General features: G+C 68.2%; 19 protein-coding genes and 1 tRNA gene. 12 read left to right on the forward strand and 8 right to left on the reverse strand.

Annotated elements, in window-relative coordinates:
* The 4 genes from OXG83_16020 to OXG83_16035 form a co-directional block, all read left to right on the forward strand.
* Positions 1-635: IS1595 family transposase (locus tag OXG83_16020; protein MCY3966537.1), on the forward strand; the 635-nt coding region annotated here is incomplete at its 5' end.
* 47 nt (positions 636-682) lie between these two features.
* The gene (locus tag OXG83_16025) at positions 683-2,278 is read left to right on the forward strand and encodes a site-specific DNA-methyltransferase (GenBank protein ID MCY3966538.1); all 1,596 of its coding nucleotides are present in this window, start codon (positions 683-685) and stop codon (positions 2,276-2,278) included.
* Positions 2,279-2,340: 62 nt separating this feature from the next.
* A complete protein-coding gene (locus OXG83_16030) occupies positions 2,341-3,627 on the forward strand; it encodes a DNA methyltransferase (GenBank protein ID MCY3966539.1) in 1,287 nt (428 codons plus the stop codon).
* Positions 3,624-3,773: a hypothetical protein gene (locus OXG83_16035; protein MCY3966540.1), complete on the forward strand. Its 150-nt coding sequence runs from the start codon at positions 3,624-3,626 to the stop codon at positions 3,771-3,773. The genes OXG83_16030 and OXG83_16035 overlap by 4 nt, the downstream gene beginning before the upstream one ends.
* Positions 3,774-3,834: 61 nt before the next feature.
* Here OXG83_16035 and OXG83_16040 read toward each other — a convergent pair whose 3' ends face one another.
* Positions 3,835-4,710, reverse strand: coding sequence for an NYN domain-containing protein (locus OXG83_16040; GenBank protein MCY3966541.1), 876 nt, complete (start codon positions 4,708-4,710; stop codon positions 3,835-3,837).
* 104 nt (positions 4,711-4,814) lie between these two features.
* Between OXG83_16040 and OXG83_16045 the strand changes: the two genes are divergently transcribed.
* The gene (locus tag OXG83_16045) at positions 4,815-5,468 is read left to right on the forward strand and encodes a deoxynucleoside kinase (protein MCY3966542.1); all 654 of its coding nucleotides are present in this window, start codon (positions 4,815-4,817) and stop codon (positions 5,466-5,468) included.
* Between the two features lie 11 nt (positions 5,469-5,479).
* Complete coding sequence (locus tag OXG83_16050; GenBank protein ID MCY3966543.1) at positions 5,480-6,259, forward strand: thiazole synthase; 780 nt, start codon at positions 5,480-5,482, stop codon at positions 6,257-6,259.
* 67 nt (positions 6,260-6,326) lie between these two features.
* On the opposite strand, the gene tsaD is transcribed toward OXG83_16050, so the two are convergent.
* Positions 6,327-7,436 (reverse strand): tRNA (adenosine(37)-N6)-threonylcarbamoyltransferase complex transferase subunit TsaD, encoded by a 1,110-nt coding sequence (tsaD, locus tag OXG83_16055; protein ID MCY3966544.1) that lies wholly within the window; start codon positions 7,434-7,436, stop codon positions 6,327-6,329.
* Positions 7,437-7,499: 63 nt separating this feature from the next.
* Between tsaD and OXG83_16060 the strand changes: the two genes are divergently transcribed.
* The 4 genes from OXG83_16060 (at position 7,500) to OXG83_16075 (ending at position 9,992) form a co-directional block, all read left to right on the forward strand.
* Positions 7,500-8,735, forward strand: coding sequence for a phosphoglycerate kinase (locus OXG83_16060; GenBank protein MCY3966545.1), 1,236 nt, complete (start codon positions 7,500-7,502; stop codon positions 8,733-8,735).
* Positions 8,732-9,523 (forward strand): triose-phosphate isomerase, encoded by a 792-nt coding sequence (gene tpiA / locus OXG83_16065; protein ID MCY3966546.1) that lies wholly within the window; start codon positions 8,732-8,734, stop codon positions 9,521-9,523. Before OXG83_16060 ends, tpiA begins: the two co-directional genes overlap by 4 nt.
* A gap of 16 nt (positions 9,524-9,539) precedes the next feature.
* Positions 9,540-9,887 carry a preprotein translocase subunit SecG gene (gene secG, locus OXG83_16070; protein MCY3966547.1) on the forward strand — a complete coding sequence of 116 codons (348 nt, stop codon included), beginning with the start codon at positions 9,540-9,542 and terminating at the stop codon, positions 9,885-9,887.
* 20 nt (positions 9,888-9,907) lie between these two features.
* Positions 9,908-9,992 (forward strand) — tRNA-Leu (locus OXG83_16075).
* A 71-nt stretch (positions 9,993-10,063) separates the two neighbouring features.
* Here the strand turns inward: OXG83_16075 and OXG83_16080 are convergent.
* Entirely contained in the window at positions 10,064-10,648 is a 585-nt protein-coding gene (locus OXG83_16080; protein MCY3966548.1) for a peptidylprolyl isomerase, read from the reverse strand.
* 86 nt (positions 10,649-10,734) lie between these two features.
* On the opposite strand from OXG83_16080, the gene OXG83_16085 reads away from it, so the two are divergent.
* Positions 10,735-11,379, forward strand: coding sequence for a molybdenum cofactor guanylyltransferase (locus OXG83_16085; protein MCY3966549.1), 645 nt, complete (start codon positions 10,735-10,737; stop codon positions 11,377-11,379).
* Here the strand turns inward: OXG83_16085 and OXG83_16090 are convergent.
* The 5 genes from OXG83_16090 to bshC form a co-directional block, all read right to left on the reverse strand.
* Entirely contained in the window at positions 11,362-11,691 is a 330-nt protein-coding gene (locus OXG83_16090; GenBank protein MCY3966550.1) for a DUF971 domain-containing protein, read from the reverse strand. The genes OXG83_16085 and OXG83_16090 overlap by 18 nt on opposite strands.
* Positions 11,688-12,008 (reverse strand): membrane protein insertion efficiency factor YidD, encoded by a 321-nt coding sequence (gene yidD, locus OXG83_16095; protein ID MCY3966551.1) that lies wholly within the window; start codon positions 12,006-12,008, stop codon positions 11,688-11,690. Before yidD ends, OXG83_16090 begins: the two co-directional genes overlap by 4 nt.
* Positions 12,009-12,127: 119 nt before the next feature.
* Positions 12,128-12,496, reverse strand: a complete 369-nt coding sequence (locus OXG83_16100; GenBank protein ID MCY3966552.1) for a hypothetical protein — start codon at positions 12,494-12,496, stop codon at positions 12,128-12,130.
* A complete protein-coding gene (gene bshA, locus OXG83_16105; GenBank protein ID MCY3966553.1) occupies positions 12,493-13,695 on the reverse strand; it encodes an N-acetyl-alpha-D-glucosaminyl L-malate synthase BshA in 1,203 nt (400 codons plus the stop codon). The genes OXG83_16100 and bshA overlap by 4 nt, the downstream gene beginning before the upstream one ends.
* Positions 13,696-13,706: 11 nt before the next feature.
* On the reverse strand, positions 13,707-15,380 hold the full coding sequence (gene bshC, locus OXG83_16110; protein MCY3966554.1) for a bacillithiol biosynthesis cysteine-adding enzyme BshC: 1,674 nt from the start codon (positions 15,378-15,380) through the stop codon (positions 13,707-13,709).
* Between the two features lie 43 nt (positions 15,381-15,423).
* Here bshC and dusB point away from each other — a divergent pair, with 43 nt between their 5' ends.
* Positions 15,424-16,455 (forward strand): tRNA dihydrouridine synthase DusB, encoded by a 1,032-nt coding sequence (gene dusB, locus OXG83_16115; protein MCY3966555.1) that lies wholly within the window; start codon positions 15,424-15,426, stop codon positions 16,453-16,455.
* Positions 16,456-16,467 lie beyond the last annotated feature (12 nt).

Here is a 16,467-nt window from a genome sequence, read left to right on the forward strand (position 1 = left end):
GCTACAAGACCGCGTGGTACCTCATGCAGCGCATCCGCGAGGGCTTCTTCGGCGATGATGCCGAGAAACTGTTCGGCACCGTCGAAGTGGACGAGATGTTCGTAGGGGGCAAGCAGGAGAGCCGCCACGCGAAGGACCGGAAGCGCTACAGCGCCGAGGACGCATACGGCAAGCGGGTCGTGGTCGGCGCGGTGCAGCGCGGCGGGAAGGTGGTCGCGCAGCCGATCCAAAGCACCGATGCCAACACGTTGACCCGGTTCGTCGAAGGCAACGTCCGGCACGCCTCTCGCGTCTACACCGACGATCACGGCGGCTACACGGACCTGATGCAGTCGTACCTGCATCGGACCGTGAAGCACTCCGTAGGCGAGTACGTGAATGGCGTGAACGTCCACACGAACACCGTGGAGTCCTTGTGGTCCATGTTCAAGCGTGGCTTCGTCGGCACGTACCACAAGATGTCGCCGAAGCACCTCCGGCGCTACGTGGACGAGTTCGCGGGCCGGAAGAATCAGCGCGACCTGGACACGGTGGAGCAACTCGCCGAACTGTTCGACGGCTTCATTGGGAAGCGGCTCAAGTACCGAGACCTGATCGCCCCGAACGGGCTTCCGTCCGGTGCCCGCTCCGCGTGAGCGGACCGGACGCGGGGACGCTCTACTACGGCGACTGCCTCGACTGGATGGGGCAGTGGGATGACCAGTCCGTAGACCTGATCTACCTCGATCCGCCGTTCAACTCGAAGGCGGACTACAACATCCTGTACAGCGCTCGCGGCGGCGCTGACGCCCAGTTCAGGGCGTTCAGCGACATCTGGGCATGGGACGAAGCTGCGGCGGACCGCTACGCGGCCTACGAGGGCGCACCGGCACGGCTAGCCCATGACGCGATAGTCGGCCTGCGGCGCGTGATCGGACCGTCCGGGATGCTCGCGTACCTCACGTACATGGCGGAGCGCCTGGAGCACATGCAGCGGCTCCTGAAGCCCACGGGGAGCATCTACCTGCACTGTGACCCGACCGCGAGCCACTACCTGAAGATCCTCTTGGACGGTGTCTTCGGACTTCGGGCGTTCAAGAACGAGTTGCTTTGGACGTACAATCGATTCAGCCGTCGCAGCGAACGGGCATTCCCCTCGATGCACGACAGTCTGCTCTTCTACGCCAAGAGCGCTGGTCGTAACACGTTCAATGTCCTGACCACGCCACCGCGTGATGCTCGGCGGTATGCGATCGGCTACCACACAGTCGTAGACGGCGGCAAGAAGCGACTCTTGGTGTACGACCGCGTCAAAGCTCAGAAGGCGATAGAGCGGGCGTCTAGCCAGGGCGTCGAAGTGCGTTTCACTCGGGCAAGGATGCCGGTTCTCGGGGATTGCTGGACTGACATTTCGATCATCAATCCGATGTCGAAAGAACGTCTCGGCTACCCGACCCAGAAGCCACGCACGTTGCTAGAACGCATTCTCAATGCATCGTCGAACCCAGGCGACCTCATCCTCGACCCTTTCTGCGGCTGCGGAACGACCATCGAGGCCGCGCAACGGCTCGGCCGCCGGTGGGCCGGAATCGACATCTCGTCGTTCGCTATCGACCTGATCCGTGAGAAGCGCCTACGCGACCGGACGATCCCGACAAAGGGGATCCCCGTGGACCTCGCGTCGGCCCGCAAGCTCGCGGCGGAGCAGCCGTTCAACTTCGAGTCGTGGGCGGTGACTCGGCTTCCCGGCTTCGCCCCGAACATGAAGCAGGTCGCGGATGGCGGCGTGGACGGCCGGGCGGTGCTAGCGGCGCAGCCGGACGACTACGATTCGCGGCTCGCCCTGGCCCAGATCAAGGGGGGGGGGGTTCAATCTCGGCGCGTTGCGGGACTTCCGGCACGTCACCGACCGCGACCATGCGGCGCTCGGCTGCTTCGTCACACTGGAGCCTGTCGGCTCCCGTGCGGCGCGAGCCGAGGCAGCCGACGCAGGCACGATCACCGTTTCAGGACAGCCCTACAGGAGGATGCAGCTATGGCCGATCAGCGACTACTTCGACGGGAAGCTCCCGCTTCTACCGATGATGAACGATCCGTACAGCGGCAAGCCGATGGCGCAACAGGAACTGACGTTCTGACCGCGCATCCGATCTACGGCTCGGCGACGCTCTCGGACGTGACGCGGGCGGTGTTGAAGCAGATGGCTGCGCTGACGGCTGGTCTCGCCGCCAAGCGGCTGACCTACCGCGATCTGATCGCCGACAACGGCTTGCCGTCCGGCGCACGGTCCGGTTCGTGAGCGAGCCGAACTGGGCGAATCGGACGCTGTTCCACGGCGACAATCTCCCATTTCTCCGATCCATGAACTCGGAGTCCGTGGACCTGATCGCGACCGATCCGCCGTTCAACAAGGGGCGGGACTTCCACGCCACGCCGGACAGCCTCGCGGCTGGGGCGAAGTTCCAGGATCGATGGACCTGGGAGCGGGATGTCCACGAGGACTGGGTGGACGAGATCACGGACGATCACCCCGGCTTGATGCGGGCAATCAACGGAGCGCGAGAGACGCACTCGGACGGGATGGCGGCCTACCTCTGCTTCATGGCGGTTCGCCTGCTCGCCATGCGAAGACTGTTGAAACCGTCCGGTTCCATCTACCTGCACTGCGACCACACCGCGAGTCCGTACTTGCGGATGCTCATGGACGCGATCTTCGGCGCAAAGCAGTTCCGCAACGAGATTGTGTGGGGCTACTCGGGCTGGAACAAGCGCCTTCGCTCGCACATTGAGCGGCGCCATGACGTGATCCTGTTCTACGCGAGAGCGCCTCGCCAGACGTTCAACTACCCGACGCGACCGTGGACGGACAAAGAGGAGTACGTTCGCACACGGAAGCAGAAAGTCAGGACAGACGAGAACGGAAGGGAATACGTCCTCTCGGATGCCGGTGGCGGGAAACGGGTTCGGCGCTACTTGGACGAGGCGATGTCCTACGGAGTTCCCCTGGATGATGTCTGGCCCATCCCCAAGCTGAACAACTCCGACAAGGTGGAACGTACTGGCTTCCCTACTCAGAAGCCGTTGGAGCTGTACGAGCGCATCATCAAGGCAAGCAGCGATGAAGGCGGCGTAGTGCTCGACCCATTTGCGGGTTGCGCCACCACGCTAGTTGCGGCTGAACGCTTGAACCGGCAGTGGGTTGGAATCGACATTTGGAAGGAAGCGCACCAGCTTGTCATCAGTCGCCTGGAACAAGATGCGCTGCTTGGCCGCTTCAAGCTAGGCGACATTCCCCTGATTGCCGACCCGCCAGAACGCACAGACGAAGGCGACACTGCGGCACCGTTCCTCCGCGTGAAGGTCCGCGTCGCCGAACCGGACGGCCCGCGTTGGACTCGCCGCGAGATGTACGAACACCTGCTCGAACAGCACGGCCCGCGCTGCCAGGGTTGCGACCGACTGTTCGACGATCCCCGCTACCTGGAACTGGACCACAACACGCCCCGCTCGGACGGCGGGATCAACCACGTCTCGAACCGAATCCTGCTTTGCGGGCCGTGCAACCGGCTGAAGAGCAACACCTACACACTCTCGGGGCTGCGCCGCGAGAATCAGAAGCGCGGCTACATGCGCGGGGAGGAATCATGAAGAAGAAGCCGAAGAAGAAGCCTGGCCGTCCGGCTCAGAACGTCATCCGGCTGCCGGCGCACTCCGTGGAGGAAGTCGCGGACAGGATCTTCGCGAACGCCAAGCCGCCCGATCCGTCGATCCGCGTTCACAACCGCCCCGACTGAGAGGGGCGGCGGCTAAACAGCGTTATAATCCCCGGTCCAAGCGGGACCCAGCCAGGCCGGATTAGCCGCCGAGGTCGATGAAGCGGTCGCACTGGCCTCGCACCTGCGCGTTGCCGTCCGCGCCGCCGAGGCCGATCACCGTCACGCCGTTCTGCTGCAGCTTGGCCACCAGGGGCAGCATCTGCACCGATGACGCCACGAGCACCATCGTGCCGATGCCGCGCTTCGTGTAGCAGAGTTCCAGGGCGTCCACGACGATCCGCACCGCGGCGGAACAGCCGCGTTCCTCCGGGTTCGCGGGCACGTCGACGACTTCGGCGCCGCTCCGGTGAAGCGCCGCGCGATCCAGGTCGCGGTCCCGAGCGTCGGCGTAGACCCGGCGCAGCACGAGCTTCCCCAGATCCCCGTCCAGGCGAGCGAACAGACCCTCCGGATCGATCCCGGCCGCTGCTCCCAGACTCCGCTTCAGCGCCTCCACATCGAGCAGCACGGCGGCCCTCCCTGCCGCCGTGGGCGAAGCCGCGCGTGGGCCGGCGTCCGCCGCCCGCTCTACCTCCCCAGCTCCCGAACCACCGCCAGCCTGTGTCGCCCGGCCGCGACCGCGACCCCGACCGCCACGACGGCGGCGACGGCGGCGGCGCCTGGCCGGAGGCGGTTTGTCCTCGTCCTCGGGCGTCGCTCGAGCCGGCTTCGCCGGTTCGGTGGCCGCCTGGAGAGCGGGCGAAACGCTGGCTTCACCAGCGTCGCCTTCGTCGGCCGCTTCCTGTTCATCGCCGCCTGCGTCCGCATCGGAGACCGTCGCCTCGGCATCGACCAGCAGGGCCGACACCTCGTCCTGGGCGGGGGACTCCTGAACCTCCTCGGCAACCGCCTGGGCTTCCGGCTCCGCCCGGGCAGAGCCCTCTTCAGCTACCGGTCTCCGCCACCAGGGATTCACTTCACTCGTCCCCCTCCCGCAAAGTCTCTTGCCGTCGCTTCGAGCCCGACGAGTCCACCGCCCCAGCGGTCTCCGGCACCGCCGGGGATTGTATAGTCCGCGCAGTGCCCGTTGACGCGCTTCCGTATCGGTATCTGGCCGTCGACGGACCGATCGGCGTAGGCAAGACCACCCTCGTCGAGATGCTGGCGCAGCGCTTCGAGGGAGTGAAGATCCTCGAAGACGTGGACAATCCGTTCCTCGAGGCCTTTTACCACGACCGGCCCGGGACGGCCTTCCAGACCGAGCTCTACTTCCTGCTGACCCGCTACAAGCAGCAACTGGAGCTGGCTCAGGGCGATCTCTTCGATCCCATCCGGCTCGCCGACTACACTTTCGCCAAGAGCAGGCTGTTCGCCTATCTCAACCTCGTCGACGACGAGTTGATGCTCTTCGAGAAGCTCTACGACCTGCTCGAGCCACAGCTACGCGGACCGGACCTGCTGATCTTCCTGACCGCCGACGTGGAAACCTGCATGGCGCGGATCCGCAAGCGCTCGCGCGACATCGAGCAGAACATCTCCGCCGACTACCTGGGGCAATTGATCGAGGCCTACAACTACCACTACTACCACTACGATCGGTCGCCTCTTCTGGTCGTGGACAGCCGCAACCTCGACTTCGAACACAAGCCCACGGACTTCGAGGAGCTGCTGCACCACATCACCCGACCCATCCGGGGCACCCGGTACTTCGTCCCCGCTCAGAGCACCCTATGACCTCAACCACCATGACCCAACAGGAGCCTCTCGTTGTCGCCGGCCGCGAGTTCCACTCGCGCCTCATCCTTGGAACGGGCAAGTACCGCGACGAACAGGTCATGGTCGACGCCTTCGCGGCCTCGGGCACCCAGATGGTCACGGTGGCCCTTCGCCGGGTGAACCTCGACGACCTGGGGAAGGGGTCCCTGATCGACCACATCGATCAGGACCGCTATCTGCTGCTGCCCAACACGGCCGCCTGCTACACCGCGGACGCAGCGATCCGCACCGCCCGCCTGGCGCGCGAACTGGGCGGCTGGAACTGGGTCAAGCTGGAGGTGATCGGCGACGAGAAGACCCTCTTCCCGGACAACGAGGAACTCCTCGTCGCCACCCGGGAACTCGTTGCCGACGGCTTCGTCGTCCTGCCCTACACGACCGACGATCCGATCACCTGCCGCAAGCTGGAGGACCTCGGAGCCGCGGCCGTGATGCCACTGGCGGCACCGATCGGCTCCGGGATGGGCATCCGGAATCCGGCGAACCTCCGCATCATCGTCGAGCAGGCCAATGTGCCGGTGATCGTGGACGCCGGCGTCGGGACGGCCAGCGACGCCGCCCTCGCGATGGAGCTGGGGGCGGACGGCGTGCTGATGAACACCGGCGTTGCCGGCGCCGAGGACCCGGTGCGGATGGCGCGGGCGATGAAGCTGGCGGTCGAAGCCGGGTGGCTGGCAAGAGGCGCGGGCAGGATTCCGAAGAAGCTGTACGCGACTGCGTCCTCGCCGGTGGAAGGGGTTGTCGGCTAGGCCGTTGACCTGGCCCGGGCCAGAAGGCCCGGGACACTCTGAGACGGTCTTGCGCGGCCGGGAGACGCTACGGGGCGGCGCTAGCAAACGGAATGCGGCTCTCTGCGTCGGCGGAGCGGGGATCGTCGCTGTCACCCCGGCGAAGGCGAAGCAGGCCGGCGTGCGCGATCATCGCGGCGTTGTCGCCGCTGAAGCGGAGCGGCACGAGCAGGATCTCGACGCCGCGGCGTTCGCCCCAGGCCGTCACCTCGCGCCGCAGCAACCGGCAAGCGGCCACGCCTCCCGACACGGAGAGGTGCGCAATGGGCCGCTCCGAGAAGAGCCGGTCCAGACGCCCGATCAACTGGTCCACGGCGGCGCGCCGGAAGCCCGCCAGGAGGTCGAGCACCTCCTGGGGCCACGCCTCGTCGTCGCCGCCGAGAGCCGCAGGCGGTATCTCCCTCTCTCCAAGGGTCTCCGCGAGCGCGCGTAGCGCCTGACTCTTCAGCCCCGAATAGGAGAAGGCCAGCTCGTTCGAGCTGATCCTGGCGATCCGAAACGGCCGCGCCGCCGGATCGCCCAGCTCGGCCAGCCGGTCCACCTCGGGACCGCCTGGAAACGGCAGTCCGAGCCGTCGCCCAACCTTGTCGAACGCTTCCCCGACCGCGTCGTCGCGGGTCTCCGCGAGGCTGGTCACGGCGCCCGTTTCGCCGTCCACCTCGAGCAGGCTGGTATGGCCGCCGGACACGACCAGGCCCAGCATCGACTCGGGCAGCGGCCGGCTCGCACCCCCGGTTCCGAGCAGGGGCGAGAACAGATGTCCTTCCAGGTGGTGGACGGCAAGGAAGGGCACGCCTAGGGAGTAGCTGATCGCCTTGCCGAGCGACAGCCCGACGAGGAGCGATCCGACCAGCCCCGGCCCCCGCGTCGCCGCGACCGCACCGACGTCCGACCATCCGATCCCGGCCTCCGCCAACGCCGCCTCCGATACCGCAGGCCAGTTCCGGAGGTGTTCCCGCGACGCCGCCTCGGGGACCACGCCGCCAAAGGGGCGGTGGACCTCCAGTTGACTCGAGACCTGGGACGAGAGCACCCGGCCCTCCGCGTCGAGCACGGCGCACGCGGTGTCGTCGCAGGAGGTTTCGATACCGAGGACGAAGCCCCGGAACGGAGTCGCCTCCCCAGCCCCAGCCGCCATGGCGGCGACGTTATCCTCCGCAGTCCCGAAGGCGGTAGCACGCCACCCACCCCGATACGACCCGTGATTCCTCCCCCAAACCTCCAGACCGCGCTCGCCGGCGGGCGCCTCGACGTCCGCCGCCGGCGCGTCGTCGTACGGGTCGACTTCAACGTACCCATGGCGGGCAGTAACGTCCTGGACGCGACCCGGTTGCGCGAGGCGGCGCCGACGATTCGCGCCCTATCGGGCGCCGGCGCACGGGTCGTTCTGCTGTCGCACCGCGGCCGGCCCGGCGGCACGGTCGATCCCGGGCTCACCCTGCGCCCGGTGGCCCAGGCGCTCGCGGGAATTCTCGACCGCCCCGTCGCCTTCGCGGAGGACTGCGTCGGACCGGCCGCCCAGGAGGCCGCGGCCGCTCTCGGCGACGGCGAAGCCTGCCTCTGCGAAAACCTCCGGTTCCACGCCGGCGAGGAGCGGAACGACCCGGCGCTCGGTGCCGAACTCGCGGCCCTGGGCGAGGTCTACGTGAACGACGCCTTCGGCACCGCCCACCGTGCCCACGCATCGACCGCCGCCGTCTGCGCCCACGTGAAGCAGGCCTTCAGCGGACTGCTGCTCGACCGCGAACTGCGGCAGCTCGGCCGGCTGCTCGACGAGCCCCCGCGGCCGTTCGTGCTGATCGTCGGCGGCGCGAAGATCCGCGGCAAGATCGATGCGGTGCTCCACCTGCTGCCCCTGGTCGACCGGGTGCTCGTGGGCGGAGGCATGGCCAACACGTTTCTCGCCGCCCGCGGATACGAGCTGGGATCCTCCCTGGTCGAGAGGGAGGGGCTCGACCTGGCTCAAGAGATCGAAGGCCAGACCGCGGCTCGCGGCAGCGAACTGCTGCTGCCAGCCGATCTGGTCGTCACCGACTCCCTCGACGCGCCGGGGAATCGGCGGCAACACCGCACCGTGCCGGCCGATGGCGGCGTGCCGGCCGGTTGGCTGGCGGTCGACATCGGCCCCGCGACCCGGGACGCCTTCGCCCGCGCCGCCGCCGACGCCGCGACCCTGTTCTGGAACGGGCCGATGGGAGTGTTCGAGACGCCGCCCTTCGACGCCGGCAGCCGGGCGGTGGCCAGAGCGGTCGCCGCCTGCCCGGGATTCACCGCCGTCGGCGGCGGTGAAACGGTGGCCGCCGTGAAGCAGGAAGGCCTGTCGGACAGGATCGATCACGTTTCGACCGGCGGCGGCGCCTCCCTGGCGCTGCTCGCGGGAGAAGAACTGCCGGCCGTCGCGGCCCTCCGCAGGGCCGGTAGCGGGAGACAGCAATGAAACGCACACCCATCGTCGCCGGCAACTGGAAGATGAATCTGCTCGGCTCCGATGTCGCCGCATACGCCGAGGCGCTCGCCGCCGCCGGGCCGCCGGAGACGGACATCGACATCGTTCTGTTTCCGACCCCCGTCTACCTGGCCGCGGCCGCCCGCGCGATGCCGGAGTGGGCTTCGGTCGGGGCGCAGGACGTCCACGCCGAGGAAAAGGGCGCCTACACCGGCGACGTCGCCGCCGCGCAGGCCCGGGACGCCGGCGCCGCCTGGGCTCTGGCCGGACACTCCGAGCGCCGCCAGTACCACGGGGAATCGAACGTCGAGGTCGCGCGAAAGGCGGAGCGGACCCTCGCCGCCGGCCTGACGCCCGTGGTCTGCGTCGGCGAGACGCTCGAACAGCGGCAGCAGGGCGAGACGGAAGCGATCCTGGACGCCCAGTTGGCGCCCGTTCTCGCGGTGCTCGACGCCGCCGACGCGGACGCCGGGGCCGGGGCCGGCGCGGTTCTCGCCTACGAACCGGTCTGGGCGATCGGCACCGGCCTGAGCGCTTCACCGGAGATCGCGGCCGCGGTCCACAGCCACCTGCGGCACGCGCTCAACGATCACCGCTCCGGTCTCGGCGACGCCGCCCGTATCCTCTACGGGGGGTCCGTCAATGCGGACAACTGCGAGGATCTGCTGGGCCGCCCCGACATCGACGGCTTCCTCATCGGCGGCGCAAGTCTTGATCCTGCCTCGTTCCTGCGTATCATTCGCCTCTGTGCGGGTTCCGGCGGCGGTCCCGCGCCTTGACTAGCAGGAGAACCACTTGATCCTCGCCTTCTACACCTTCCATGTGGCGCTTTCGCTGTTTCTGATCCTGGTCGTGCTGCTGCAGCAGGGCAAGGGAGCCGACCTGTCCGTGTTCGGCGGCGGCGCATCCCAGGCCGCCTTTGGCGCGCGGGGCGCGGCAACCCTCCTGCACAAGCTGACGGTCGTCTGCTTCGTTCTCTTCATCCTGACGACGCTCTCGATCAACATCGTGCAGAAGCGGGACACATCGTCCGTCATGAGCGGCGTCGGTTCCGTCATGGACGAAGTCGAGACCTCGGAGCCGACGGACGAGCCCGCGACGGCCCCGGCGGAGAGCGACGACGCAAGCGGCAACCAGGGCTGACCTGGCGGGACGTGGCCAGAGCCGAAGTGGCGGAATTGGTAGACGCGCACGGTTGAGGGCCGTGTGGGGCAACCCGTGCCGGTTCGAGTCCGGCCTTCGGCACCACCACGATTTCAGCGAACCGCCCCTTGGCAAACGCTCAGGGCCGGAAACGACGCCGGTCTCGACGCGCCGCGCTACTGGACCTTCTTTGCGCTGACCAGACTGACGGTCTCTTGCGGTTCCGCCTCGCTCACACGGCCGGGCTTGACCTCCACCTTCGCGATGGAGTCGATCACTTCAATCCCCTCCACGACCTCGCCGAACACCGCGTAACCCCAGCTCGATCCCGATGCATCCAGCCCGTCGTTGTCCACCAGATTGATGAAGAACTGCGCCGTGGCGCTGTGCGGATCACCGGTCCTCGCCATCGCAATCGTGCCGCGCTTGTTGGACAGACCGTTCTTCGACTCGTTCTCGATCTCGGGCCGGGTGATCTTCCTCTGAAGGTCCGGCGTGAAACCGCCGCCCTGAATCATGAAGCCGTCGATCACGCGGTGGAAGACGGTGCCGTCGTACCAGCCGCGCTCGACGTAGTCGAGAAAGTTCTCGACCGTGATCGGCGCCTTCTCCGGGTTGAGCTCCAGCACGATCGTGCCGTGGTTCGTTTCGAGGGCTACCCTCGGAAGCGTGTCCTGGCCAAAGCTCGGAGCGGCCAGCAGAACGGTGGAAGCAGCGTAGATCAAGAAACGACTCCAAGGTCCGGTGAGTGAACTCTGCATCTGAAGGGTCTCCAGAGAGGAATCCGCCCGAGCCGCATGCCGCGGGCGCGAAGCGCGCGGAGCGTACCACTCAGCACAGGGCAGTTGTGGGTGTCATCCTTGCCGGCGGAGCCGGAAGCCGGCTGGGCCGCAGCAAGGCAGGTCTTCGTCTGCCGGGCGGACCGGCCGGCGAGTCGGGGCCCACCCTGGTCGAGTGGGCCGCGGACCGCCTTGCCGCCGCACCTCAGATCGACGAGGTCCTTGTGGCCGGTGGCGGTGCCGCAATCGAGCCCCCAGCGAACATCCAGACTGTTTCGGTGACGGCAGTCGAGGATGGTCCCGGCTCCGGGCCGGCGGCTGGCGTACTCGGCGCCTCCCGCGCCCGGTCAGGCACCAGCCTGCTCGTCCTCGCCTGCGACCTTCCGCTGACGCCGGTCGGACTCCTCTCCGCCCTCGCCTCCAGTGGAGCCGACCTGGCCGCGGCCACCTCGGATGTCTCGGATCGATGGACCATGAACCTCACCTGTGCGCTGTGGACGCCGCCCGCCCTGAGCGTGCTCGCGACCCGTGTGGCTGGCGGTGACTTCAGCCTCTACCCGCTCACCCGATGTTCGCGCCTCTCGATCGAGCCGGTCGACGCTGCCCGGTTCGGCAATCCCGACGACGTCCTGCTGAACGTGAACACGCCCGAAGACTGGGACCGTGCCCGCCGGCTGTTCGACCCGACCGGGCTACTACCCGCCGCCACCTGACCGATCGGCCCGGCACTCGTCGCACGGGCACAGGCGGCGCAGGAGGTCGAAACGGTAGATCCCCGTCGAGTGGCCGTCGGACCAGGCGATGCTGAGCGCGTAGTTGCCGACCTGGGACACCGTCCGGGCGGTCACCGGCCGCGGCGGCGGTTGGTACCGCAGCGGGCCGGCGTTGTGCCCCTGGCACATCGCGCACGGGCAGAAGCCACGGAGGACGTCGTACTCGTAGTCGCTCTCGTGGCCATCCTGCCAGCGGACACGGAGCAGACGCGCCTCATGGTCGCGCCGCACCTCGCTGGGCCAGACCGTCATGGTTGGAAAGCCGAGATGCCGGCACTCAAAGTGGGAGGATCCACAGTGCCCGGTGGTGTCCACGGTCCGCAGCGGGTCAGCCGGGTCAGGCTGCGCAGAGCGCCAGCCGCCAGACCACGCTGGCGTATCGTCTCTCGTGCGTACTCGCTGCACGTCGGCTCGAAGCGACAGCGGACACCGAGGCTGGTCAGGACAGGCGAAACGGTCGCCTGGTAGGCGCCGATCAGGGCGTCGACGCCACGCGCCGAGAGCTGCCGCCCAGGCGGCCGCGCCATGTCGACCGCCCCGGCGGCAACCAGGAGCAGGCCAACGAGCATGAGCACCCGAAAGGTCGCCGCTTTGCGGCGCCTTCTTCTCCGCGGGTCAGAAGACCCGCGGCTACAAAGCCGGCGGTGACGCCGGCGCACCCAGTATGCGGTCGGTTCCCTCGCTCGACTCAGAAGCGGTCAACCAGGGGCGTCAGCACGGGGACCTTCAGCCGGTGGCCATTGATCCCCCGGACGATGCAGGCGAGCCGCACCAGCACGAAGGCGACGAACAGCATGAAGATGAACGGCGCCAGGAAACAGCCGATCCCGCCGGACACGAACAACGCGACCTGGATCACGATCCAGAAGGCGAACTCGGCGCCCATCAGGACGAGGCCGTGCTTGGCATGCCACCGAACCTCCTCATCCTTCTCCTCGATCAAGAGCGGCACAAGCACCAGGATCCACAGATAGGCAAGAACCACCATCAGGTTCCGGTTCGACGGCGGATCGGAGGGGGGTGGTGGTGCAGGCGGGGGCGCTGCCGGTTCTGTCATGCCTCTACCTTCCCTTGCAGCGGATCTTCCGGCAGACCACCAAGGGCCCGCTCGGCCTGGGCCGCGGCAACTCCGCCGGGTGTCAGTGTAGCGCGGTAGGCCTCCCGGTAACGGGCGACCACGCGGCCCCGGTCGAACCGCGACGAGCGTGCCCACTGCCGACCATGCACCGCGAAGGCGAGCCGCCGCGAAGGGTCGCTGAGCAACGCCACGCAACTTTCGGCCAGCGCCTCCGTGTCGCCTACGGCGCAGAGCAGCCCGTTGCGCTCGTCACAGACCACTTCCGGCACGCCGCCGGTGCGTGTCGCCACCACCGGCACACCCAGAGCCAGTGCCTCGAGCGCCGCAAGGCCGAAGCTCTCGCTCTCCGAGGCCGACAGGAACAGATCGCTCTGCTCCAGGATCGGTTCAACCCGCGCCTGGTTGCCGAGAAACGCGACATGTTCCTCGATGCCGAGATCACGGCACTGTCGCTCGACCGCCGCGCGATCGGGACCGTCGCCCACCAGGCAGAGCCGCGCCGGCAACCGGCGCCGGACCCGTGCGAACGCTCCGACGACGTCGGCCACCCGTTTGACCGGGCGGAAGTTCGAGACGTGGACGATCTGCAGGTCCCCGGCGGGGGCCGGATGCGACGTTTCGCTGGCCGCCGGGGGAAGGAAGTTCGGGATCACCTCCAAGGGGTCCTCTAGCGAGAACCGCTCCGCGACCTCGCTCCGCAGCGCATGAGAGGGCGCGGTGACGAGATCGCTGCCGCGAAGGGCCCAGCCGACGATGTCGCGGTAGTTCGGATCGGCACCCACCAGGGTCACATCCGTACCGTGGACCGTGGTCACGATCGGACACGCCGGCGAGCCGGCAGGATCGTCCGCGAGCATCTGGCGCGCCAGCAGGGCGGCGACCGCATGCGGCGCCGCGTAGTGAACGTGCAGAACATCCAGACCGGCCTCCCGCACGACCTGCGCCAACCGGTTCGCGAGCGCCAGAGTGTAGGGCGGGTACTCGAACAGGCCGTACTCGAGGACTCCCGCCCCGTCGACCGCATGATGGTGGACACCCGAGGCCTGGAGCAGACGCGGAGGACGAGTGGAGCTGACCACGTGGACCGTGTCGCCACCTTCCGCCAGAGCGAGGGCCAGCTCCGAGGCGACGACCCCGGAGCCCCCGAAACTCGGAAAGCAGCAGATTCCTATCCGCATCGGTTTCCCTTCTACGCGCGCGGTCCGTCCGCGGTTGCAGCCTCTCCCTCACGCGGCCGGTCCATCGACAGCGGTTGCAGCCGGCGGGGGTCCAGGTCGATCGTCAGGAGCTGGCGGACCAGGGATTCGCCGTACGAGGCCAGACAGTGGAGCGAGGTGAACTCGCGCTCCTGGAGCTTGCCATTCGGCAAACAGTGCGCGCGCAGCCGCTCGACCCTCCCTCGCACCACTTCGTCACGCCTTGCCGCCGCCGCCACGACCCGGCGCTCGAACAGCTCGAGCGTCCGCCTCAGGCTCGATCCCGTCTTGGTCCAGGGGGCCGCCAGCGAGTCGTCGATGCGGTCCGGCCCCTCCGCCAGCTCCTCCACGGCAGCTTCCAGTTTGGCGCGAGCCGCGGCGATGAAGTCGAGGCCGCAACGCTCCGCGAGTCGCCGATCAAGTTCGTCGGACCCGGAGAGCACGGTCGCCAGATCGAGACCCTCCGCTTCCAGTCGCTCCAGCCAACGGCGCTCGCGGGCGCCGAGCAGGAGGACCTGGGGCCGCAGGGCGACCGCCGGCGCGGGTACGTCCAATTCGCGGTACAGGACGCTCGCCTGCGTCATGTAGGCCAGTTCTCCCGGACCGAGAATCATCAGCGTCGTGCCGAAGACCGCGTCCTGCACAACCGGCCGCGCCAGGACTCCGGGGCTCAACGACTCCGGGTCGCGGTTCAGCGTGTCGATCAGTTCCTCGAGCGTTCCCGAGCCGCCGCCACGAAGCCGGTAGCCGCCGGCCTCGTCCCAGACCACCCGCCGGCGCCGCCCGCCCGCGCCGATGAGGAACAGCGGCGACTCGGCGGTCTTCGAGCGCACTGGAAGCCGGATGTTCCGGCGCCCCAGCTCTGCCGCCGCCGCCGCCAGGGCCTGGTCGACCGGACCGCGCCGCGCGATCAGCCGGCGGACCACCGGCGCGGAGGCCGACTTCAGGGCGGGAAGTTGCGAGTCGACCACGAGCGGACACCGGTCGCCGAGGAAGCGGACCATGAGCCGGGAGAAGGACTCGGCGAAGCAGCGCTCAGGGTCGAGGTGCTGCCGGCAGTCCTCGATCCGCCGCCGGTAGTCGTCGCTCGGAGCGGTCTCCAGCACTCTCGCCACCAGCGATTCGGCGGCCGATCCCAGCGGCCGGCCTCCGACCGGCCGCAGCGGCTCCGGATCATCGCCCAGCGTCAGGGCGTCCGGCCCGGCGGACGGAAAGAAGGCACGAGCCACCTCGGCGAAGTCATGGTCCTCCGACGCCATCCAGAACAGGGGCACCGCACGCCGGCCCCGGCGGGTCAACTCTTCCGCCCACAACGTGCAGGCCGCCGCCTTCGTCAGCGTGAACAGGGGTCCGCATCCGAGGCCGCACTGCTGGCCCGTGATCACGACGAGCGTTTCCGGATCGGCGAGCGACTCGGCAAGCCGGGCGGCGCCGGGGTGGCCGTAGCGCTCGTTCCGCTCGGCCAGCGCGGCCGCGAGCGGGCCGCGATCGGGCGGCGGGCCGGGCAGCGCCGTCAGGTCGCCTGCGTCGCCCGGCACGGCGAATCGCAGTGGCTCGAGCAGATCGAGGTCGCGCCGGTCCAGAAACCGCCGCGGCAACTCGCCCAGCAACCCGCAGGCGCAGAGATCGGGACCTGCGGGAGCGGGCGCTGCACGGTCGTTCGGCACGGCGGCTGATCCTAGCGCCGTCAGGCCGTAGAATCGGACGCGCATGACTACGTCCCCGCCAGCGATGCCGCCGCTCGAGCCGATTCTCCTCGGCCAGGGCGAGCGGTCCGTGACGATCGATCCGCCGCTGTTCCTGGCGCCGATGGCCGGAGTGACCGACCGGGACTTCCGCCTGATCGTGCGCCGCATCGGCAACGTCGGCCTGGTCTCGATGGAGTTCATCTCCTCACGGGCCATCGTCGACGGCAACCGGCACACGCGGGATCTCATGTACTTCGTCGAGGAAGAGCGCCCGATGGCGATCCAGATCTACGGCTCCGACGTGGAGACGATGGCCGAGGCGGCCGAGATCGTCGAGGAGCTGGGTCCCGACGTCTGCGACATCAACATGGGCTGTCCGGCCAACAAGGTGCTCAAGGGCTGCGCCGGCGCCGCGCTGATGGGAGACCTCGACCTCGCAGGGCGGATCATCGGCGAAGTGCGGCGTCGAATCCGGATTCCCCTGACGGTCAAGTTCCGCCTGGGGCTGAACCACACGCAGACGAACTACCTGGACCTGGGCCGTCTGTGCGAGGACCTCGGCGTCGACGCCGTCACGATGCACGCGCGGACGGCGAAGCAGATGTTCAAGGGCGAAGCGGACTGGACCCATCTCGCCCGGCTCAAGGAGGCTCTCTCCATTCCCGTCATTGGCAACGGCGACATCGTGGTTCCCGAGGACGCCGAGCGCCTGCTCCGGCAGACCGGCTGCGACGGGGTGATGATCGGTCGCGGGGCGACGCGGAATCCGTGGATCTTCCACCAGATCACGAGCCACCTGCTCGGGGAGGATGCGCCCGAACCGACTCTGATGGACCGGCGAGACCTGATCCTCGGACATTTCCACATGGTGGCGGACCGCGAAGCGAACCGGTTCGCCCTGCACAAGCTGCGCAAGTTCACCGGCTGGTACACGCACGGACTGCCGAACGGCAAGCGCCTGCGGCAGCAGATCCAGCAGCTCGACACCGTGGAGAAGTTCCTCGTCGCGGTCGAGGACTTCTTCGACCGGCAACTCGACGAGCTGGCCGCGTAGGCGCCATCCTCG

It is taken from the genome of Acidobacteriota bacterium (assembly GCA_026707545.1).
GTDB lineage: Bacteria > Acidobacteriota > Thermoanaerobaculia > Multivoradales > Multivoraceae > Multivorans.